The 22,532-nt window shown below is 69.3% G+C and carries 13 protein-coding genes; all 13 read left to right on the top strand.

Annotated features, from left to right (window positions below; all coding sequences use genetic code 11):
- The first annotated feature begins 103 nt into the window (after window positions 1-103).
- Window positions 104-565, top strand: a complete 462-nt coding sequence (locus HEP74_RS15385) for an SRPBCC family protein (protein WP_185813628.1) — start codon at window positions 104-106, stop codon at window positions 563-565.
- 37 nt (window positions 566-602) lie between these two features.
- Window positions 603-1,796 (top strand): 2-methylaconitate cis-trans isomerase PrpF, encoded by a 1,194-nt coding sequence (gene prpF / locus HEP74_RS15380; RefSeq protein WP_185813627.1) that lies wholly within the window; start codon window positions 603-605, stop codon window positions 1,794-1,796.
- Between the two features lie 411 nt (window positions 1,797-2,207).
- Complete coding sequence (locus HEP74_RS15375; RefSeq protein ID WP_185813626.1) at window positions 2,208-4,427, top strand: TonB-dependent receptor; 2,220 nt, start codon at window positions 2,208-2,210, stop codon at window positions 4,425-4,427.
- Window positions 4,428-4,502: 75 nt separating this feature from the next.
- Window positions 4,503-5,537: a nucleoside hydrolase gene (locus HEP74_RS15370; RefSeq protein ID WP_185813625.1), complete on the top strand. Its 1,035-nt coding sequence runs from the start codon at window positions 4,503-4,505 to the stop codon at window positions 5,535-5,537.
- A 505-nt stretch (window positions 5,538-6,042) separates the two neighbouring features.
- Window positions 6,043-10,980 carry an alpha-2-macroglobulin family protein gene (locus HEP74_RS15365; RefSeq protein WP_255427766.1) on the top strand — a complete coding sequence of 1,646 codons (4,938 nt, stop codon included), beginning with the start codon at window positions 6,043-6,045 and terminating at the stop codon, window positions 10,978-10,980.
- A 536-nt stretch (window positions 10,981-11,516) separates the two neighbouring features.
- Window positions 11,517-14,393: a TonB-dependent receptor gene (locus HEP74_RS15360; protein WP_185813624.1), complete on the top strand. Its 2,877-nt coding sequence runs from the start codon at window positions 11,517-11,519 to the stop codon at window positions 14,391-14,393.
- A 30-nt stretch (window positions 14,394-14,423) separates the two neighbouring features.
- A complete protein-coding gene (locus HEP74_RS15355; protein WP_185813623.1) occupies window positions 14,424-15,371 on the top strand; it encodes a glycerophosphodiester phosphodiesterase family protein in 948 nt (315 codons plus the stop codon).
- A 150-nt stretch (window positions 15,372-15,521) separates the two neighbouring features.
- A complete protein-coding gene (locus tag HEP74_RS15350; RefSeq protein WP_185813622.1) occupies window positions 15,522-16,772 on the top strand; it encodes an efflux RND transporter periplasmic adaptor subunit in 1,251 nt (416 codons plus the stop codon).
- Window positions 16,773-16,790: 18 nt separating this feature from the next.
- Entirely contained in the window at window positions 16,791-17,561 is a 771-nt protein-coding gene (locus HEP74_RS15345; protein WP_185813621.1) for an ABC transporter ATP-binding protein, read from the top strand.
- Entirely contained in the window at window positions 17,558-19,996 is a 2,439-nt protein-coding gene (locus HEP74_RS15340) for an ADOP family duplicated permease (RefSeq protein ID WP_185813620.1), read from the top strand. The genes HEP74_RS15345 and HEP74_RS15340 overlap by 4 nt, the downstream gene beginning before the upstream one ends.
- Before the next feature lie 96 nt (window positions 19,997-20,092).
- Window positions 20,093-20,329, top strand: a complete 237-nt coding sequence (locus HEP74_RS15335; RefSeq protein WP_185813619.1) for an antitoxin — start codon at window positions 20,093-20,095, stop codon at window positions 20,327-20,329.
- Window positions 20,326-20,739: a type II toxin-antitoxin system tRNA(fMet)-specific endonuclease VapC gene (vapC, locus tag HEP74_RS15330; RefSeq protein ID WP_185813618.1), complete on the top strand. Its 414-nt coding sequence runs from the start codon at window positions 20,326-20,328 to the stop codon at window positions 20,737-20,739. The genes HEP74_RS15335 and vapC overlap by 4 nt, the downstream gene beginning before the upstream one ends.
- A 10-nt stretch (window positions 20,740-20,749) precedes the next feature.
- A complete protein-coding gene (locus HEP74_RS15325) occupies window positions 20,750-22,141 on the top strand; it encodes a sigma-54-dependent transcriptional regulator (protein ID WP_185813617.1) in 1,392 nt (463 codons plus the stop codon).
- The last annotated feature ends 391 nt before the right edge of the window (window positions 22,142-22,532 follow it).

The following is a 22,532-nucleotide window of genomic DNA, read 5'->3' as shown; positions in this document are numbered from 1 at the left end:
TCGGGCAGGATTTTTGGGCAGTGTCGAAACCGCCCTGTCCCATTCGTCGGTGTCATGAGCGCGTGCCATCCTGCGCGCGCCGTCCACCAATGAGGAAACCACCATGAGCAACGGCAACACCGGTACCGTCCGCCTGCACCGCGTCCTGCGCGCGCCGGCCGAGCGCATCTACCGCGCGTTCCTGGAGCCGGCGGCGCTGGCCAAGTGGCTACCGCCGCATGGCTTCGTCGCCACCGTGCATGCACTGAATGCGCACGTGGGCGGCAGTTTCAAGATTTCTTTCACCAATCTGGGCGCCGGCACCAGCGAATCCTTCGGTGGCACCTATCTGGAACTGGTGCCGGGCGAGCTGATCCGCCATACCGATACGTTCGACAATCCTGGCCTGCCCGGCGAGATGATGGTGACGGTCAGGCTGCGCACGGTGGCCTGCGGCACCGAGCTGGACATCGTCCAGGACGGCATCCCCGAGCAGATCCCGGTGGAGTTCTGCCATCTCGGCTGGCAGGAGTCGTTGACCCTGCTGGCGCAGCTGGTCGAGGCCGAGATTCCCGCCAACCCTTGAACTACTCGCCGCTTGCGCGGTGGTCGGAAAAATAGCCATGTCCCACGTTCCCCAACTCCGCATTCCCGCCACCTACATGCGCGGCGGCACCTCCAAGGGCGTGTTCTTCCGCCTGCAGGATCTGCCGCCCGCCGCGCAGCTGCCTGGCGCGGGGCGCGATGCGCTGCTGCTGCGGGTGATCGGCAGTCCCGATCCCTACGCCAAGCAGATCGACGGCATGGGCGGGGCCACGTCCAGCACCAGCAAGACGGTGATCGTGGCGCCGAGCGCGCGCGCCGACCACGACGTGGACTATCTGTTCGGGCAAGTGGCGATCGACCGCCCGTTCGTCGATTGGAGCGGCAACTGCGGCAACCTGTCGGCGGCGGTGGGGCCGTTCGCGATCGCCGCCGGGCTGGTCGATGCGGCGCGCATTCCGCACGACGGCATGGCCACGGTGCGGATCTGGCAGGCCAACATCGGCAAGACCATCCTCGCGCGGGTGCCGATCGTGGCCGGCGCAGTGCAGGAGAGCGGCGATTTCGAACTGGACGGGGTGACCTTCCCGGCGGCCGAGATCCAGCTCGACTTCCTGGATCCGGCCGCGGACGAGGACGGCGCGGACGGGGCGATGTTTCCCACCGGCAACCTGATCGATACGCTGGACGTGCCGGGCGTGGGCAGCTTCGAGGCGACCCTGATCAACGCCGGCATCCCGACCATCTTCCTCGACGCGCAGGCGCTGGGCTACCGCGGCACCGAACTGCAGGACGCGATCAACGGCGACGCGCACGCCCTGACCAGGTTCGAGACGATCCGCGCGTACGGCGCGCTGCGCATGGGCCTGATCGCCAGGCTGGAAGACGCGGCGACGCGGCAGCACACGCCGAAGGTGGCCTTTGTCGCGCCGCCGGCCGACTACGTGGCCTCCAGCGGCAAGCCGGTCGCCGCCACCGACATCGACCTGCTGGTGCGGGCGATGTCGATGGGCAAGCTGCACCACGCGATGATGGGCACCGCCGCGGTGGCGATCGGCACCGCCGCGGCGATTCCGGGCACGCTGGTAAATCGCGCGGCCGGCGGCGGCGCCCGCCAGGCGGTGCGCTTCGGCCATCCCTCGGGCACCTTGCGCGTGGGCGCCGAAGCGCAGCAGCAGGGGGACGGCCAGTGGAGTGTCACCAAGGCGATCATGAGCCGCAGCGCGCGGGTGTTGATGGAGGGCTGGGTGCGGGTGCCGGGCGATATTTGCTGAGCCGGCGGCAGGGCTGCATCGCTGTGGCGCCGCAAATCCGGGTCTTGTTTTTGTAGGAGCGGCTTCAGCCGCGACATGTTCTAGCCGCGACATGCTCTAACCGTAGTTCCTGTCGCGGCTGAAGCCGCTCCTACAGGGTGCGGGTGGGGCGCAGCGGCGCGTGTTGTTGCGCGGCCAAGGCCGCGGTGGCGTCGCCAACCGGAAATCCGCAGTGCGATGTTGATAGACCTGGGCCGTCTGGACAGCGCGCTTGCAGAGCACATGTGGCAGCACATTGCGCACTTGCAGCCTTAACACGTTCAAGTGACCGGGACATGCACAACATGTGTATTTTGTGTTAATTATGGTGCGGCGCGGCATCGCTTGCCGGCGGCGCGCATTCGCTCTTGCCCATTCCACTCCGGAGTCCCCATGTCCGCCAGTTGGTCGCTGCGCACCAGCGCACTTGCCGTAGCCGTCGTTTCCGCCCTCTCGTTCTCCGCCGCCGCCCAGCAGGCGGACAGCACGGACGGGGTCGCCCGCCTGGATGCGGTCAAGGTCACCGCCGAACGGCGTTCGGAAGACTCCAAGGACGTGCCGATCTCCGCCAGCGTGCTGCGCCCGGAATACCTGGACGCGATCGCCACCAGCGGCTCGGACGTGCGCGTGCTGGCCGGCAAGGCGCCCAGCCTCAATGTCGAATCCTCCAACGGCCGCGTGTTCCCGCGCTTCTACATCCGCGGCTACGGCAACACCGACTTCAACACCTACGCCTCGCAGCCGGTGTCGCTGGTGTACGACGACGTGGTGGCCGAGAACGCGTTCCTGAAGGGCTTCCCGATCTTCGACCTGGAAGGCCTGGAAGTGCTGCGCGGCCCGCAGGGCACGCTGTTCGGCCGCAACACGCCGGCCGGCGTGGTCAAGTTCAACTCGGTCAAGCCCAGCATCGGCGCCAACGACGGCTACGCCAGCCTGTCCTATGGCACCTACGGCACCATGACCATGGAAACCGGCCTGAGCATCGCCATGGGCGACAAGTGGGCCGCGCGCGTGTCGGCGCTGGGCCAGCGCCGCGACGACTGGGTCGACAACACCGTCGACGACCGCTCGTTCGAGGGCTACACCGACTCGGCGGTGCGGGTGCAGCTGCTGTTCCAGCCGGGCGAGGACTTCAGCGCGCTGTTCAACGCGCATGCGCGGCATCTCGACGGCACCGCGCGGCTGTTCCGCGCCAACATCTTCCAGCCGGGCAGCAACAAGCTGGTCGATGGCTTCGATCCGGACAAGGCCTCCATCGACGGCGGCAACACCCAGGAACTGCAGACCTATGGCGGCAGCGCCAACCTGACCTGGGACCTGGGCGACATCGTGCTGCACTCGATCACCGGCTACGAGGGCATCGGAAAGTACTACAGCCGCGGCGACATCGACGGCGGCTACGGCGCGGTGTTCGCGCCGCCGTCCGGCCCGGGCGTGATCGCGTTCCCGGTGGAAACCGCCGGCGGCATCAAGAACCTGGACCAGTACTCGCAGGAGCTGCGTGCCGAATCGCAGTACGCCGGCCCGGTGAACTGGCAGGCCGGCCTGTACTACTTCCACGATTCGGTGGAAGGCGAGAACTACACCTACAACACCTTCGGCGGCGGCACCCTCAGCAGCTACCAGCTGACCCGCCAGCGCAACACCTCGTGGGCGGCGTTCGGCTCGCTGAACTACGCGGCCACCGATCGCCTGGACCTGCGCGCCGGCATCCGCTACACCTACGATAAGAAGACCTTCGACGTGCTGGCGCTGGACCGCGTCACCCTGCTCGATCCGTCCACCGGCAGCACCGACAACTCCAAGGTCACCGGCGACCTCAGCGCGACCTACACCATCAACGACGCGGTCAACGTCTATGCCCGCGCCGCGCGCGGTTTCCGCGGCGCCAGCTTCGGCGTGCCGTCGGCGACCGCGCCGTTGACCGTGGCCGCGCCGGAGACCGTGGATTCGTACGAGATCGGCATCAAGTCCGACCTATTCGACAAGCGCGCGCGGATCAGCTTCGACATCTACGATTTCCGGGTGAAGAACCAGCAGCTGACCGCGGTCGGCGGCACCTCCAACGACGTGCGCCTGCTCAACGCCGACAAATCCAAGGCGCGCGGCGCCGAGTTCGACTTCGAGGCGCTGCTCACCCAGAACCTGCGCTTCACCCTGGGCGGTGCCTACAACTGGACCCGCATCGAGGATCCGACCCTGTCGGTCGGCGTATGCCGCACCTGCACCGTGACCGATCCGCTCAACGCCGCCGGCAACGCCATCATCGACGGCAACGTGCTGCCGCAGGCGGCCAAGTGGATGGGCAACGCCACGCTGCGCTACGGCATCCCGGTCGGCGACGACGCAGAGTTCTTCTTCTACACCGACTGGTCCTACCGCAGCGAGATCAACTTCTTCCTGTACGACTCGCGCGAATTCGTCGGCCAGCCGCTGCTCGAAGGCGGCGCCAAGATCGGCTACAACTGGGGCGCCGGCGCGTACGAGGTGTCGGTGTTCTGCCGCAACTGCACCAACCAGATCCGCGCCACCGGTGCGATCGACTTCAACAACCTCACCGGCTTCATCAACGATCCGCGCATCGTCGGCGCGCAGTTCCGCGCCAATTTCTGATCGGCGCGTCCGCGTTGCGATGAACCAGGGACCGCCGGCTATCATGCCGGCGGTTTCTTTTTATGGGAGGCGCGCATGCGCAGTCTGAAACGGTGGGCGGCGCTGGCGCTGCTGGCCCTGGCAGCGGTTGACGCTGCGGCGGCGCCCCCAGCCGCGCCGCCGGCGCAGAAGGTGGTGGTATCCACCGACATCGGCGACGACATCGACGACGCGTTCGCGCTGGCGCTGCTGCTGCGCAGCCCGGAACTGGACGTGCTCGGCATCGCGTCGTCCTGGGGCGACACCGCACTGCGTGCGCAGTTGCTGCAGCGCTTGTTGCAGCAGGCAGGACGCAGCGAGATCCCGCTGGCGATCGGCCATGTCACGACCAGCACGATTCCCTTCAGCCAGGCGCGCTGGGCGGCGCAGGGCACGCTGCCGCGCAAGGCGCCGGACGCGACGGACTTCATCCTGGCGCAGGCGCGGCGCCATCCCGGGCAGGTGACCTTGCTGGTGCTCGGCCCGCTGACCGACGCGGCGCGCGCGCTGCAGCGCGACCCGCAGGGCTTCGCCCAGCTCAGGCAGGTGGTGCTGATGGGCGGCTCGGTGCGTGCGGGCTACGGCAAGTCGCGCTACCGGCCGCCGAGCGCGCCGGCGCCGGAATACAACATCGTTTCCGATATCGGCGCCGCGCAGCGCGTGTTCGCCGCCGGCGTGCCGATCGTGCTGCTGCCGCTGGACGCGACCCAGGTGACCCTGGAGGAACCGGAGCGGGTGGCGCTGTTCGCGCATGGCGATCCGCTGACCGACGCGTTGACCCAGCTCTACTACCAGTGGCGCGACACCGACCAGCCCTGGGCCAGCGCCACGCCGACCCTGTTCGACGTGGTGCCGGTGGCGCAGCTGCTCGACCCGAGCCTGTGCCCGACCGTGCCGCTGCGCATCACGGTCGACGATCAGGGGTATACGCGGGAAGTGCCGCCTGGCGCGAGCGCAGCTGGCGGTACTGCGGCCGTCGACGGATCGGCGGATCGCGGCCATGCGGCGCCTGGCGCCGCCAACGCCCAGGTCTGCCTGGCGCTGGACCGGCCACGGCTGATCGCGCTGTACATGCAGCGCTTGTTGCGCTGACGGCGGCGCGTCCGCGGCTCCGCTTGTCGCGGCTGAAGCCGCTCCTACAAGGGACTTGCGGCCATCCAACCGGATGCACTGTAGGAGGGGCTTCAGCCCCGACAGGCAGTGTCCGAAGCTGGTGCAGTTCCCGGCTTCGTTTGTCGCGGCTGAAGCCGCTCCTACAGGGGCTTGCGGCACGCTGGCCGGGTGCACTGTGGGAGGGACTTCAGTCCCGACTGCATCCGGTCTGGGTAACCTGTGGCCTCATCGGTTGCTTCCACAGCGATATCAGGCAACGACGATGGCGTGTCGGCCGGAGTACGGATGAGCGCTGGGCGCCGCCGCCATGCGCGGCAACCCGGCACGCAGAAATCGCCGCCTGCACAGTCCGGCGGCGCCCGCCCGCCACCATCCCCGACCGCCTTGCCAGGCGCCGGCGATCGCCGCGTCCGCAATCTTGATTTCGACCCTCCGGCCGCCGCGTCCGCGTTCTATACTCGCGCCACTTTCACGGAGCGAACGTATGCACACGGATTCGAAGCGGCAGTGGCGCCTCCTGCGCGCGGGGCTGTTGAGCACCTTCCTGCTGCTGGGCCTGGCCTTGGCGCTGGGCGGCTGCAAGCGCAACGAATCCGGGCAGTTGCCCGACGCCAGCGGCGAGCCGGTCAAGGGCCAGAAGGAAGCGATGAAGGGCTTCGGCCTGGTTCGCGCCTATCCCGACCAGAAGGGCGACGGGCTGTCGCTGGCGCTGGAGTTCTCGCGGCCGCTGGTCGGCACCCAGGACTTCGACAAGCTGCTGCGCTTCGAGGAGAAGGTCGGCACCGACGAGAGCGCCTGGTCGCTGTCCGACGACGGCAAGACCCTGCGCTATCCGTACGTGGAGGCGGCCAAGGACTACACCGTGCTGATCTCCGCCGACCTGCTCGCCGCCGACGGCAACCGCCTGGGCAAGCCGCTCAAGCAGAAGGTCTACACCGGCGAACTGGAGCCGGCGGTCGGCTTCGCCTCGCAGGGCAGCGTGCTGCCGGCGCGCGAGAGCCGCGGCCTGCCGGTGGTGTCGCTCAACGTGCCGGAAGTGGACGTGGAGTTCATGCGGGTCAAGGAAGGCTCGCTGCCGGCGTTCTTCGCCCAGTACCAGCGCGGCGGCCGCCGCGGCAGCTGGGAGATGGACAGCGACTACAGCGACCACACCCCGATTTCGCAGCTGGCCGAGTCGGTCTACGTCAACCGCTTCGTGCTCGGCGGCGACAAGAACGAGCGCGCGCTGACCTATCTGCCGATCCAGGACATCAAGGAGCTGCAGGCGCCGGGCCTGTACTTCGCGGTGATGAAGCGCCCGGGCCGGTTCGAGAACGAATACGACACCGCATTCTTCACCGTCAGCGACATCGGCCTGCACGCGCGCGCCTACAAGGACAAGCTGTTCGTGCACACCGCCTCGCTGCAGAGCGGCGAGCCGTTGAAGAAGGTGGAGCTGCGCATCCTCGACGCCAAGGGCGAGCTGTTCCTGAAAGGCGAGACCGATGCCAACGGCAACGCGCTGCTGAACTACACCCTCGACGCCGGCCAGGTGCTGGTGGCGCGCAGCGGCACCGACCTGTCGATGCTGCCGTTCAACCAGCCGGCGCTGGACCTGAGCGAATTCGCCGTGGCCGGGCGCGAGAACGCCTGGTTCGACGTGTTCGCCTGGTCCGGCCGCGATCTGTACCGCCCCGGCGAGACGGTGCGCGTGTCGGCGCTGCTGCGCGACAACGACGGCAAACCGGTGGCCACCACCGGCAAGGGCGCGCAACCGGTGTTCCTGCGCTTGAAGCAGCCCGACGGCAAGATCTTCCGCGAGACCCGCCTGCAGCCGGGCGAGCAGGGCTATTTCAGCTTCGAGCAGCTGATTCCCGCCGATGCGCCGACCGGGCGCTGGCAGGTGGAGTTCCGCACCGATCCGTCCAGCAAGGAAGCGGTGCAGGGCATGACCCTGCGCATCGAGGAGTTCCTGCCCGAGCGCATGAAGCTGGACCTGGACAGCGCGCAGAAGACGCTCAAGCCGGGCGAGCCGTTCAAGCTGCAGGCCACCGCCGCCTATCTGTACGGCGCGCCGGCCGACGGCAACCGCTTCACCGCCAAGCTGGCGGTGGCGGTCGAGCAGCATCCGGTCGAGTCGCTGCCCGGCTATTTCTTCGGCGACTCGACGCTGCAGCTGCCGCGCGAAGCCAAGGACGTGATCGATACCGAGTTCGGCGCCGACGGCAAGATCGCCGAAGACCTGGCGCTGCCGGACGAAGCCAAGCCGACCAGCACCATCGCCGCACTGGTCTCGGCGAGCGTGTACGAAACCGGCGGCCGCACCGTCACCCGCACGCTCAAGCGCGTGCTGTGGCCGGCGCCGGCGCTGGTCGGCGTGCGCCCGCTGTTCGACGACAAGGACGGCGCCGACGCCAACGCCAACGCCCGCTTCGAGCTGATGCGGGTGGACGCGCAGGGCAAGCCGCAGCCGGCCAAGGGATTGAAGGTGACCCTGGTGCGCGAGCTGCGCGATTACCACTGGGCGTTCGCCGACAACCGCTGGGACTACGACTTCACCCGCCGCTTCGAGAACAAGCAGTCGATCACCGTCGATGCCGGCAGCGCCGCGGCCAAGTTCGATTTCCCGGTGGAGTGGGGCGAGTACCGCGTGGACGTGTTCGATCCGTCCACCGGCCTGACCACGCGCTATCCGTTCCGCGCCGGCTGGAGCTGGAACGACGAGAACCGCGGCCTGGACGCGCGTCCTGACAAGGTCAAGCTGGCGCTGGACAAGACCGGCTACAAGGCCGGCGACACGCTCAAGGTCACCCTGACCCCGCCGCATGCCGGTCCCGGCGTGCTGATGGTCGAGAGCGACAAGATGCTGTACGTGCAGGACATCGACGTGAAGCCGGGCAGCAGCTTCGAGATCCCGGTGACCAAGGACTGGGAGCGCCACGACGTCTACGTCACCGCGCTGGTGTTCCGCGGCGGTTCGGCGCCGAGCAAGATCACCCCGGCGCGCGCGGTCGGCGTGGCCTTCGTGCCGATGGAGCGCAAGACCCGGCGTGTGGCGGTGGGCCTGGTCGCGCCCAAGCAGATGCGTCCGGAGCAGCCGCTGCCGGTGACGGTCAGCGTGCCGGAACTGGCCGGCAAGCAGGCGCACGTGACCATCTCCGCAGTGGACGTGGGCATCCTCAACATCACCCGCTTCCCGGTGCCTGATGCCAACGCGCAGTTCTTCGCACAGCGGCGCCTGGGCGTGGACTCGTACGACATCTACGGCCGGGTGATCGAGAGTTTCGAGGGCGGCACCGGCAAGCTGCGCTTCGGCGGCGACATGGCCTTGGCGGCGTTGCCGCAGGCCAAGCGTCCCACCGCGCGGGTGCAGACCGTGGACCTGTTCTCCGGCTCGGTGAAGCTCGACGCCAAGGGCAATGCGCGGGTGCAGCTGCCGGTGCCCGACTTCAACGGCACGCTGCGGGTCTCGGCGCTGGTGTATTCGGACGAGCGCTACGGCAATCGCGACGTGGAAACGCTGGTGCGCGCGCCGATCGTGGCCGAGGCCAGCATGCCGCGGGTGATGGCGCCGGGCGACCGCAGCACGGTCACCCTGGACGTGCAGAACTTCACCGGGCAAGCGGGCGAGTTCAAGGTGCAGGTGGATGGCGAAGGCCCGTTGGCGATCGCCGAGAATGCGCGCAGCGCCAAGCTCGGCAAGGACGGCAAGGCCACGCTCAGCTTCCCGCTGGTGGCGCAGGAGGGCTACACCGTGGCCAAGGTACGGGTGCGGGTGAACGGCAACGGCTTCAGCGTCGACCGCCGCTACGACCTGCCGGTGCGCGCGGCGTGGCCGTCGGTGTTGCGCGCGCAGACCCGCGTGCTGGATCCGTTGGCGCCGGTGACGCTGGGCATGGGCGATGCCGAAGGGCTGATGGCCGGTTCGGTCAACGCGCGCATGCTGGTCAGCGCGTTGCCGCCGATCCCGTTCGCCAGCGCGCTGCAGGGCGCGCTGAACTACCCGTACGGTTGCGCCGAGCAGACCACCAGCAAGGGCTACGCCGCGCTGCTGCTCGACGACACCACCGCCAAGCTGCTCGGCGCCCAGGGCCTGGACGCGGCCACCCGCCGCGCGCGCATGGAAGGCGCGTTCGGCCGCTTGGCCTCGATGCAGATCTCCAGCGGCCACTTCTCGATGTGGGGCGACGACGGCTACGTCAATCCGGGCCTGACCCCGTACATCGCCGAGTTCCTGCTCGACGCCAAGGACGCCGGTTTCGCGGTGCCCGACAACGTGCTGCAGAAGGCGCTCAACCGGCTCAGCGAGGACCTGCTGTCCGGCGGCAACAACTTCTACGGCCAGGACCGCCGCGAGAACCTGAAGTTCGCCAACCAGGCCTGGTCCGGCTACGTGCTGGCGCGGGTCAACCGCGCCCCGCTGGGCACGTTGCGCGCGCTGTACGACAACGATCGCGGCAAGGCGCTGACCGGCCTGTCGCTGGTGCACCTGGGCGTGGCGTTGTCGCTGCAGGGCGACAAGAAGCGCGGCGACGCGGCGATCGCGGCTGGCTTCGCCAAGGACAGCGGCGACCGTCCGCCTTACTTCGGCGATTACGGCAGCGTGATCCGCGACGATGCGCTGATGATCGCGCTGCTGCACGAGCGCGGCCTGGCCAAGCCCGAGTACGATGCGCGCGCGGTGGCGTTGGGCCGCGAGATCGACGCACGCCGCCGCAGCGGCTGGCTGTGGCTGAGCACCCAGGAGCAGGTGGCCCTGGCGCGGATGGGCAAGGCCTTGCTGGTCAACCAGAGCAAGCTGGTGTCCGGGCAGCTGGCGATCGGCGACAGCAGCGAGGCGATCGGCGCGGCCAAGGCGTTCGGCCGTCAGTTCGGTGAGGCCGAGCTGGCGCGCGGGGTCAGCTTCGTGCCGCAGGGCGAGGCGCCGCTTTACGCCAGCCTGGAAATCGCCGGCATCCCGCGCAAGGCGCCTGAGGTGGACGAGAGCACGCTGAAGGTGGAACGCGAGTGGTACAGCACCGACGGCACGCCGTGGACGCCGCGGCCGCTGAAGGAAGGCGAGGCGCTGATCGTGCGCGTCACCATCACCTCCAACGTGGGCATGCCCGACGCGCTGTTGACCGATCTGCTGCCGGCTGGCCTGGAGATCGAGAACTTCAACCTGGGCGACGCCAAGCAGTGGGCCGACGTGGTGGTGGACGGCATCGAGATCAGCGACCGTTCCGAGGCCGCCGACGTCAAGCACGAGGAGTTCCGCGACGACCGCTACGTGGCCGCGCTGAGCCTGGCGCAAGGCGGCAAGGCACAGGTGTTCTACCTGGTGCGCGCGGTGACTCCGGGCACCTACACGGTGCCGCCGCCGCTGGTCGAGGACATGTACCGTCCCGACCTGCGCGGGGTGGGGCGCAGCAACCCGGGCACGATCAACGTCGTGCAGCCTTAGTCATGCGCCATCCAGCGCAACTCGCTGCAAGCGCTGCACGCAGAGGCGCCTAAAGCCCCTCTCCCGCCGGGAGAGGGGTTGGGGTGAGGGTGCGGCGCGAAGCGTCTCGTGGATTTGGGCGCTCGAGGCTGCGCACGCAGCCTCATCCGGCTCGCGGGCCCCCTTCCCCCGAAAAGGGTCATGGTCCTGATGGGAGAGGGTGTCGGCTTTGGTTGAGTGGCTTGAGGCTCTGGCGGACCAGGCCACACACAATGAATAACAACGCGATAGGGCCCTTGTGGCCCTATCGTCGTTTTGGGGCCGCCGGCGCGATGCCGCAGCACACCCAGTGGCGCAGCGTCCTGCAATCGAGATGGCTTCCCACCCGCCATTCCGGCATGCGCTCGCCGACCACCGCTCGCAGTGCGGCTGTTCAGCGCGAACCCGACCGCTCCTGCAACTGCCAACGCCATGACATGGGCCTGTCATCACCCTCTGGATAAAATTAACTACTTTGAAGTTAGTAATTAATTTCGACATTTTCCAGGGGATACGAGATGACGCGATCGCACCACCGCCACCAGCGCACGTTGCTGGTGTGCCTGCTTGCCGCCAGTTGCCAGGCCGCCCTCGCGCAGCAGGCGGCGCCGCCGTTGCCGCCTGCCGCCGCGGACACCGACAGCACCGATACCGCCGCCGCATCGCCGCCGGCTGCCGGCACCGCCAAGACCCTGGACAGCGTGGTCGTCACCGGCGTGCGCAAGGCCAATGCCGCGGCGATGGAGAGCAAGCGCGCGGCGACCAACATCACCGACGTGGTCAGTTCCACCGACGTGCGCGCGCTGCCGGACACCACCATCGTCGAGGCGCTGCGCCGCATCCCCGGCCTGTCGGTGCTGCCGGCGACCGACAACGAACATCCGCGCGACGAGGCCGCCACGCCGGTGCTGCGCGGCCTCGGCCCGTCCTACAACAACGTCACCATCGACGGCCTGACCGTGGCCTCGCCGGGTACGCCGAACGGCACGCTCGGCTCGATCACCCGCGGCGTGCGCCTGGACATCCTGCCGGCATCGATGGTCAGCGAACTGCAGGTGGTCAAGACCTTCACTCCCGATCTCGATCCCAACGCCACGGGCGGTGCGATCAACCTGCGCACGCGCAGCGCGTTCGAGAACGGCGGCAAGCCGTTCTTCACCAGCGAAGCCTCGCTGGGCCACGCCAACGACGTCGGCAAGCCGCGCGACCAAGACGACCCCGGCTACCGCCTCGGCGCCACCGGCAGCACCACCTTCGGCAGCGACCGGCAGTACGGCCTGACCCTGTCCGGCAACTACCAGACGCTGAGCAGCTACACCGAAACCCACATGACCACCGACACGGTGCACTACGGGTTCTACGACGGCAACGGCGTGCTGCAGAGCGGCAGCAACCTCGGCAACGGCTGGGCGGTGCCGCAGCAGGACAAATACTGGTACGTGATGGACAAGCGCGACCGCTACGGCCTGACCGGCAAGTTCGAAGCGCACCCCAGCGCCGACCTGCAGGCCTACGTCACCGCGGGCTACTACTATTTCAAGGACGACATGCAGCGCAACGAGCTGATCATCGATCCGCGCAACCGCAACCGCGTCGCCAACCAGACCGCGACTTCCGGCAGCTATCCGGCCGGCGACATCGAGGTCGGCTATTCCAACCAGGTCACCACCACCCGCACCAAGCTCGGCCAGGCCGGCATGGAATGGCGGCCGGACGACCGGCAGATGTTTTCCGCGCGCGGCTCGTGGTCGGATGCGACCTACGACGAGCCGATCCAGATGTTCAAGTACGTCACCGGCGCGTCGCGACCGGCGGCGGTTGCGGTCGGCCAGACCGGCCCCGGCGTCACCGTCGTGCCCAGCGCCGACTACGCCTTCACCTACGACACCTCGGCGCTGAACCAGCGCTTCCCGGTGGCGCCGCAGGCGTACTCCAACTACGACAACTACAGCCTGTTGTACTGGCGCCCGGACTACAAGCGCAGCGCGCGCGACCGCATCCTCACCGGGCGCCTGGACTACGCCTTCAACCAAGGCGAGCAGGACCGCGGCCTGGGCTTCGGCGCAGGCCTGTCGTACACCACCGACAAACCGTCGTTCGACATCTACCGCGACGACTACGAGCCCAACCGCAGCGCGCCGGCACTGAACATCGCCGACGTGCTGGCGCCGTCCAACGCGCCGCTGCGCTACCTGGGTCTGAACCTGATCACCATCGATCCGAACAAGGCCCGGCGCGTGCTGCAGTCCACGCCGCTGAGCGCGTTCAACAGCACCGACCAGTCGGCCTTCAGCAACCAGGACAACTTCAGCCACAGCGAAAAGATCTTCGGTGCCTACGGCCTGGTCAGCTACCGCGCCGAGGCGTTCAACGTGGAGGCCGGCCTGCACTACGACGACACAGACCAGTCTACCGTCGGCCGCCAGCGCCAGCTGGATACGGCCAGCGGCAAGTACGTCTACGTCGATGCGCCGACCGATTCGCACTACGCCAACCTGTTGCCGTCGGCGATCATGACCTACCACCTCAGCGACCGCCTCGACCTGCGCGCCGGCGCCAGCCGCACGCTCGGCCGCCCGCCGTACGACGCCTATGCCGCGCGCACCTCGATCGGCTTCGTCAACAGCACCGACGCCGGCAATCCCAACGCCCAGGGCGTGACCGTGACCGTGGGCAATCCGGACATCAAGCCGCGCGTGTCGACCAACCTGGACCTGTCGCTGGAATGGCGCCTGCCCGACGACTTCGACGGCATGCTGGCTGCGGCGGTGTTCAACAAGCGCATCCAGGACGAGATCTTCACCCTGTCGCGCACTGACCAGTTCAGCTACAACGGCACCACCTATTCGAACGTGCTGATCAGTACACCGGCCAATGCGTCCAAGGCGCATATCCGCGGCCTGGAACTGAGCGCGGTGCTCAACACCTTGCTGCCGGGTGTGCCAGCGTTGTCCGGGCTCGGCGGCAGCGCGAATCTGGCCTTGCTCGACGGCGGCATGGACGTGCCGTACAGCGTCGGCAGCGCGCCGAACGTGAGCCAGCGCCAGCGTAGCGTCGATCGCCTGGTCGGCCAGCCCGGCTACACCGCCAACGCCTCGCTGTTCTACACCATCGGCGGGCTGGAACTGCGCGCGGCCTACAACCGCCAGGGCAAGGCGCTGCGCGCCATCGTCAGCAACATCGACTGGCAGGATCTGTACTGGTCGCCGCGCTCGCAGCTGGATCTGTCGGCGACCTATGCGGTCAACAAGCAGGTCAGCGTGGTCGGCCAGGTCAGCAACGTCACCCACAGCCGCATCACCAGCGTGACCGGGCCGGGCGAGAACCTGTTGAAGGACACCTACTCGGTGCCGACCACCTACTGGTTCGGCATCCGCTTCACGCCTTCTCTTTAAAACCTTTCATTCCTTCGGACGCCCATCGCCATGAAATCCACTCTGTTGCCGCTCCTGCTGCTGGGCAGCGCGCTGACCGGCCCCGTCGCCGCCGCTCCCTCCGGCAGCGTCGCCAGCCAGGCGCGCCTGGCCGATCCCGCCGGCGGCATCTTCGTCGTCGCCCATCGCGGTTGCCACAATCCTGCGCCCGCGCACGGCTTCCCCGGCCATGCGCCGGAGAACTCGCTGTCCGGCCTGGAGCGCTGCGTGGCGATGGGCGTGGACATGCTGGAAACCGACATCCGCCGCGCCGCCGACGGCACCCTGGTGATGTTCCACGACGCCACCGTCGAACGCACCACCGACGGCAGCGGCAAGGTCGCCGAGATGACCTGGGCGCAGCTGTCGCGGCTGCGCCTGCGCGACGACGAAGGCGGCGCGCAGGCGCCGCTCACCGACCAGCATCCGGTGACCCTGGAGCAGATGCTGGCCGCGGCCAAGGGCCGGATCATGCTCAATCTCGACGTCAAGGCACCGATCTATGCGGAGGTGGCGGACGCGGTGCGCCGCGCGGGCATGCAGCGGCAGGTGCTGCTCAAGACCGAGGTCGGCGTGTACAGCCAGCCGCTGTCGTCGCTGCCGCCGTTCGACCAGGTCAACTTCACCCCGGTGCTGCTCAATCCGCCGGGCACCGACGACCTGCTGCAGACCGTGCGCACCCAGATCGGCGGCAAGGTGCGCCCGGTGGCGATCGAACTGCCGCGGATGCGCGCCGAGCAGTTGCCGCCGCTGGCCGCGTTGACCAGGCAGCAGCACGTGCGGCTGCTGGTCAACACGCTGTGGGAAGGGTTCGTCGCCGGCTACGGCGGCGACGCCGACGCAGTGCGCGATCCGGATGCGGTATGGGGACGGCTGTACCGTGCCGGGATCGGCGCGTTCCAGACCGACGAGCCCGAAGCCCTGCTGCGCTACCGCGCGTCGCTCGAAAAAAATCGCTGAGCGCGCGCGGTTCGCCGCGCAACTGTCCGTAATCGGTCGCCGATCGTCCGCTTGCGGACGCAGCGGTCGCGCCCGACGCGGACGATAGGCAATCGTTTCAAAGAGTTATAGCGCTTCGCCGATTGGCATGCGGCCTGCTCTGCAATGGCCATGGATATCGCGAAGTCTCCGAACCGTTCGATCTGGCGCCACCGGCGCCGCTGGCTGGCGTTGGCCGTGGCGGCCGTGCTGTTGCTCGGCGTGGTGCTGTTGGGTGCGGGCCGCGCCGCGCCGCAGGTCAGCCGCAGCGAGCTGTGGATCGACGCGGCCACGCGCGGCGAGATGCGCCGCGAGATCCGCGCCAACGGCGTGCTGGTGCCGCGGCAGATCCGCTGGATCACCGCCGGCGCCACCGCTACCGTGCAGCAACAGCTGGTCGATGCCGGCGCGCGGGTGCAGGCCGATACGCTGATCCTGCAATTGGCCAACCCCGAGCTGGATGCCGGCCTGGACCGCGCCCGCGCCGCACTGGCCGGCGCCGATGCCGACCTGGCCGCGCTGCACGCGGCGCTGGCTTCGCAACTACTGGACCAGCAGGCGCTGCAGGCGCAGGCCGCGTCCGATCTGCAGATCGCGCAGATCAAGGCGCAGGCCTACAGGCGCGGCCACGACGGCGGCGCGATTTCGGCGATCGACCTGACCCAGAGCCAGATCGTCGAGGCGCAGCAGCGCGGCCGCGCCGGCATCGAAACCAAACGCGTGGCCGCATTCCGGCAGAACATGGCCGCGCAGTTGCGCGCCGCCCAGGCGCGGCGCGCGCAGGCCGCCAGCGCCCTGGCCATCGCCGCGCAACAGGCCGCCTCGCTGCAGGTGCGTGCCGGCAGCGACGGCATCCTGCAGCAGGTGGACGTGGAGCCCGGCCAGCGCGTCGAGGCCGGCGCCAAGCTGGCGCGGGTCGCGCGCCCGGACGACCTGCTGGCGCGGCTGCAGGTGGCCGAGGTGCTGGCCAAGGACGTGATCGACGAGCAGCCGGTCGCGGTGGACACGCACAACGGCGTGGTCAGCGGACAGGTGGCGCGGATCGATCCGGCAGTGCGCAGCGGCAGCGTGGTGGTCGACGTGCGCCTGGCGCCGCCGCTGCCATCGGGCGTGCGCCCGGACCTGTCGGTGGACGGACGCATCGTGCTCGGCACCCTGCGCGACGTGGTCAGCATTCCGCGCCCGGCCCTGGCCGCGCCGAACACCGCCGGCAGCCTGTTCGTGCTGCGCGACGGCGGCGCGCGCGCGCAACGCATCCGCGTGCGCTTCGGCGCCGCCTCCAGCGATCGCATCGAAGTGCGTGCCGGGCTGCATGCCGGCGAGCAAGTCGTGCTGTCCGACACCAGCCAGTGGAACGCCTACGCCACCCTGCGCTTACGCTAGCGCTCCAGGAGAACCAGAATGACCGCATTTCCCGCAGCTTCCGCCGAACCGCTGATCCGCCTGCACGGGCTGGGCAAGGTGTTCCATACCGACGAAGTGGAGACCCACGCCCTGGCCGAGATCGCGCTGGACGTGGCGCGCGGCGATTTCGTCGCCATCACCGGCCCGTCCGGCTGCGGCAAGTCGACCCTGCTGTCGATCCTCGGCCTGCTCGATGCGCCCAGCGGCGGCACGTACCGGCTCAACGGCCGCAGCGTCGCCGAGCTGGACGCGGTCGGCCGCGCGCGCATCCGCAACGCCGAGATCGGCTTCATCTTCCAGGCCTTCAACCTGATCGCCGACCTCACCGTGGAAGAGAACGTGGCGCTGCCGCTGACCTATCGCGACGGCGCCGAGCGCGGCCGGATCCGCCAGCGCGTGCGCGAAGTGCTGGAACTGGTCGGCATGCACCATCGCCACAAGCACTATCCGGGGCAGCTGTCCGGCGGCCAGCAGCAGCGCGTGGCGGTGGCGCGCGCGCTGGCCGGCAACCCGTCGATCCTGCTCGCCGACGAACCCACCGGCAATCTCGACACGCGCAACGGCGAAGCGGTGATGCAGCTGCTGGAACAGCTGCACGACAACGGCACCACCTTGTGCATGGTCACCCACGATGCGGCGTTCGCGCGGCGCGCGCAGCGCATCGTGCACATGCTCGACGGGCGCATCGTCGACGAAGACACCTTCGAGCGCCTGCGCCACGAGCAGGACGTGGCGCTGCCGGCGCGCGCCGCGGAGCAGGCGCGATGAGCGCCGCCCTTTACCTGGCCGAAGCGCGGCAGTCCTGGCGCGCGCTGGCGCGCAAGCCCGGCTACCTGCTGCTGGCGGTGCTGACCCTGGCGCTGGGCGTGGCTACCACCACCGCGGTGTTCGCGCTGCTCGACCAGGCCTTGCTGAAGCCGCTGCCGTTCCCGCAGTCGCAGCAGTTGGTCACCCTGGGCCTGCCCTCTGGCGGCCACAACGTCGCCGCGCCCGGCTATTACCCGATATTGCGGCGCATGCCGAGCATGCAGGCCGTCGGTATCGTGCGTGGGTTTCCGGTGCCGACCAACATCGCCCGCGGCGATGCCAGCGAGGTGGTCGCTGCGATCAGCGCCGACGAGGGATTTCTGCGCACGCTGGGCATGCCGATGGCGGCAGGGCGCAACTTCACGGCCGAGGAAAGCCGGCCCGGCGGGCCGCAGGCGGTGATCCTTGCGCATCGCTTCTGGCAGCGTTATTTCGGCGGCGATCCGGCAGCGGTTGGGCGTACCTTGCAGGTCGAGGGCAAGCCGGTGCAGATCGTCGGCGTGCTGCCCGCGGACTTTCCCTGGGCCGAGCCGTTCGACCTGATCCGCAACATGCAGCCGGACCTGGCGGCGACCAACCTGTCCACCAACGAGATCGTGGTGGCGCGGTTGCGGCCGGGCGTTGGCGTGGCCGCCGCGTCCGCGCAGACCGCGGTGGTGATCAAGGGCTTGCTGCGCAACAGCCCGCACATGGACGAATCGTGGTGGCGGAGCTTGCAACGGGAGCCGCCGAACGCCTTGCTGTTGCAGGACAGCCTGTACACCTCCTACAGCGGCAACACGCTGTGGCTGTTCTTCGCTGCGGCGGCCTGCGTGCTGCTGATCGCGGCGATCAATCTGACCAGCCTGATGCTGCTGCGCGCGCTCGGCCGTAGTCACGACAGCGCGGTGCGCGCCGCGCTCGGTGCGCCATGGTTGCGGCTTAGCCTGCCGGCGCTGGCCGAAGGCGTGCTGATCGGCGCACTCGGCAGTCTGGCCGGACTGGCCCTGGCCTGGCTCGGCCTGCGCCTGCTCGGCGGTTGGGTGCCGTTGCTGTGGATGCGCGGCGAGGCCGCGCACCTGACCGGCGCCAGCGCGCTGTTCGCGCTGCTCGCCGGCGGCGCTACCGCGGTATTGGCCGCCGCGCTGGGCATCGTCCGCGGCCGCCGCCGCAACCTGGTGACGGAACTGGCCGGCGGCGGACGTGGCGGCTGGAGCCTGCAGGCCGGCCGCCTCGGCCGCACGCTGGTGATCGCGCAGGTGGCCATCGCCGTGATGCTGCTGATCGGCGCGGCGCTGTTCACGCGCACGCTGCAGAAGCTGGCGGAAGTGCCGATGGGGTTCGAAAGCCGCTCCGCGGTGGTGTTCACCCTGGCGCCGGTGAAGGAGCGCTACGCCACGGTGCACGATGCGGTGGAGCAGACCCGACGCATCGTCGCGCGGCTGCAGCAGGTGCCCGGCATCGAACGCGTCGGTGTGTCGACCAATCCGCCGGCCACCACGCAGTTGAGCTGGAGCGTGGAGGTGGACGGCATGCCGTCCGTCAACAGCCAGTACCGCCTGGCCACGCCGCAATTCCTGCAGGTGTTTCGCATCCCGTTGCTGGCCGGGCGCGGCATCGCCGAGGGCGACGTGGCCGGTGCCGAGAAGATCTGCGTGGTCAGTGCCACGTTCGCCGAGCGTTATCTGCACGGCCATGCGCTCGGCAAGATCGTCACCGTGCCCGACGACGGCGGCAACAACCGCTTGCCGATGCGCGTGGTCGGCGTGGTCGGCGACGTGCGCCACGCCGGCCCGGCCCAGCCGCCGGAGCCCATGGTGTACCAGCCGCTGGCGCAGATGAGCGAGCCGATGTGGCAGATCATGCGCAGCTTCGGCGCGTTGACCTATGCGGTGCGCCTGCATGCCGGTGCGCTGGGCGCCGACGAGCGCGCGCTGCGTGCGGCGATCGACGAAGTGGCGCCGCAGCAGCCGATCGCCGACCTGCAGCCGATGCAGGCGTTGGTCGCCAGCACCACCGGCGAGCAGAAGCTCAACCTGCTGCTGGTCGGCCTGTTCGCGGCGCTGGCGCTGCTGCTGGCCGCGGTCGGCCTGTACGCGGTGATGGCGGTGGCGGTGGCCGCGCGCCAGCACGAATTCGGCGTGCGCGCCGCGCTCGGCGCGCCGCCGGCGCGGCTGCGGCGGCAGGTGCTGCGCGAGGCCGGCCTGCAGATCGGGATCGGGCTGCTGCTGGGCCTGGGCGTGGCGATGGCGTTGTCGCGGCTGCTGCAGCGCTTCCTGTTCGAGGTGCGGGTGGCCGATCCGCTGGCGATCGGCGCGGTGCTGCTGGTGCTCGCCGCGGCCGGCCTGCTCGCGGCGCTGGCGCCGGCGCAGCGTGCGGCGCGGGTGCCGCCGATGCAGGCGTTGCGCGCCGAATGAAACCTTGGCAGGCGGGACGGCGAGGGGCGGCATTGACACTGTCGAGGTGGTATATATCATCGGTATATATCAATCCATTGCCATTGGAGTATCGCCATGACCACGACCGCGAAACTGTTCCAGTCCGGGCGCAGTCAGGCCGTCCGCCTGCCCAAGGCTTTGCGCTTCGAAGGGGAGGAGGTGATCGCCCGGCGTTTCGGCAACGGCGTACTGCTGTTGCCCCTGGATGCCCCCTGGCAGTTGCTGCGCGAGGCGCTGGAGGAGTTCGAGCCCGGCTTCCAATTGCAGCGCGAGCAGCCCGAACAGCAGGTGCGCGGGGAGTGGCCCGTATGAGTCAGCCGCTCTATCTGCTCGACACCAACATCTGCATCTACATCATCAATCGGCGTCCGCCCGGTGTGCTCGACCGCTTTGCCGCGTTGCGCATCGGGCAGGTCGCCATTTCCAGCATCACCGGCGCCGAATTGGCCTATGGCGTGGACAAGAGCGGCTCGCCACGCAATCGGCAGGCGCTGGACAAGTTCCTGGCGCCGCTGGACATCCTGCCGTTCGACGAAGCGGCCATGCGCCGCTACGGCGCGCTGCGCAGCGGACTGGAGCGCAAGGGCACCCCGATCGGTGCGCTGGACCAGTTGATCGCGGCGCATGCCCTGGCCCTGGATGCGGTGCTGGTCACCAACAACGTGCGCGAGTTCGAGCGCGTTGTCGGCCTGCGCCTGGAAAACTGGGTGTCAACGGAATGAGGTCTCGGCGATGAAACCGCTGACCGCGGCGTCGCCGCGCATCCTGGTGGTCGACGACCAGGCGGATGTGCGCGAGGCCTTGCGCATGCTGCTCAAGAGCGCCGGCTACGGCATGGTCGGCACCGAGTCGCCGGAGCTGGCGCTGGCCTGCCTGCGCGGCGATGAGTTCGCCGCGGTGCTGGTGGACATGAACTACGCCCGCGACACCACCTCCGGCGCGGAAGGATTGGCGCTGATCGCGCAGATCGCCGCGCAGTGGCCGGGCTTGCCGGTGATCGCGATGACCGCCTGGGCCAGCATCGAGCTGGCGGTGGCGGCGATGCGCGACGGCGCCGTGGATTTCATCGAAAAGCCGTGGCAGAACGCGCGCGTGCTCGCGGTGCTGGACAGCCGCATCGCGCTGGACCGCAGCCGCCGCAACGCGCAGCGGCTCGGCGAGGCGCAGGCCTTGCTGCTGCAGGACGGCGCGGCCGGCTTCGTCGCCGACTCGGCGCCGATGCAGCGCCTGGTCGAGGACCTGCTGCGCATCGCCGGCAGCGGCGCCAACGTGTTGCTGCTGGGCGAGAACGGCACCGGCAAGAGCCTGCTCGCGCAGCTGCTGCACCAGTGGTCGCCACGCCGCGCGCAGGCCTTCGTCAAGGTCAACATCGGCGGATTGGCGCCGACCCTGTTCGAGGCCGAACTGTTCGGCCATGTGCGCGGCGCCTACACCGACGCGCGGCAGGACCGCGCCGGCCGCTTCGAACTGGCCGACGGCGGCACCCTGTTCCTGGACGAGATCGGCAACCTGCCGCTGCAGCAGCAGCCCAAGCTGCTGCGCGCGATCGAGGATGGCGAATTCGAGCGGCTCGGGTCCTCGCGCACGCAGCGCGTGGACGTGCGCATCGTCGCCGCGACCAATGCCGACCTGGATGCGGAAGTGGCGGCGGGGAATTTCCGCCAGGACCTGCTGTACCGGCTCAACACCTTCCAGCTGCGGGTGCCGCCGCTGCGCGAGCGCGCGGCCGACATCCTGCCGCTGGCGCGGCACTACCTGGCCGCCGCCTGCACGCGCTACCGGCGGCCGTTGCCGGCGCTGGCGCGCGACGCCGAGCGCGCCTTGCTCGGCTACGCCTGGCCCGGCAACGTGCGCGAACTGGCGCACGCGATGGAACGCGCCGCGCTGCTGGCCGATGGCGCGACGCTGGGCAGCGACGACCTGCGCCTGCAGCCGGCGGCGTCCGCCGCGCCGGCCTTGTCCACCCAGCTGACCCTCGAAGAAGCCGAGGCGCTGCTGCTGCGCCAGGCATTGGCGCAGCAGCAGGGCAATCTGCAGCGCGCCGCCGACCAGCTCGGCATCACCCGGCAGAGCCTGTACCGGCGCCTGGGCAAGCACGGCCTGCGCAGCGATGACGGCGGCTGAGCGGCAACGGCGGCGACCGCTGTGGCTGGCGGCGCCGGCCATGCTGGCGTTGATCCTGGTGCTCGCGGTCGGCACGCCGCGGCCGCCCGAGGCGGCCGTGCTGCTGCTGTGCGTGCTGGCGCTGACCGCGGCGCTGTGGCGCTGGCAGCAGCGCGATGCCGGCCAGCGTCTGCGCACGCTGGGCGGCCTGCTCGAGGCGCTGCGCGAGGGCGATTACAGCGTGCGCGTGGCGCAGGACGCACGCGATCGCGACAGCGATGGCCTGCTGCAGCGGTTCAACGCGCTGGCGCAGCGGCTGCAGGACGAGCAGCGCGATTCGCACGAGAGCCTGCAACTGCTTAGCAAGACCCTGGCGGCGCTGGACGGGGCGGTGTTCGCGTTCGAACAGGAC

Origin of the sequence: Xanthomonas sp. SS (genome assembly GCF_014236835.1) — a bacterium.
In the GTDB taxonomy this organism is placed as follows: domain Bacteria; phylum Pseudomonadota; class Gammaproteobacteria; order Xanthomonadales; family Xanthomonadaceae; genus Xanthomonas_A.
This window is presented reverse-complemented; position numbering and strand designations above follow the sequence as displayed.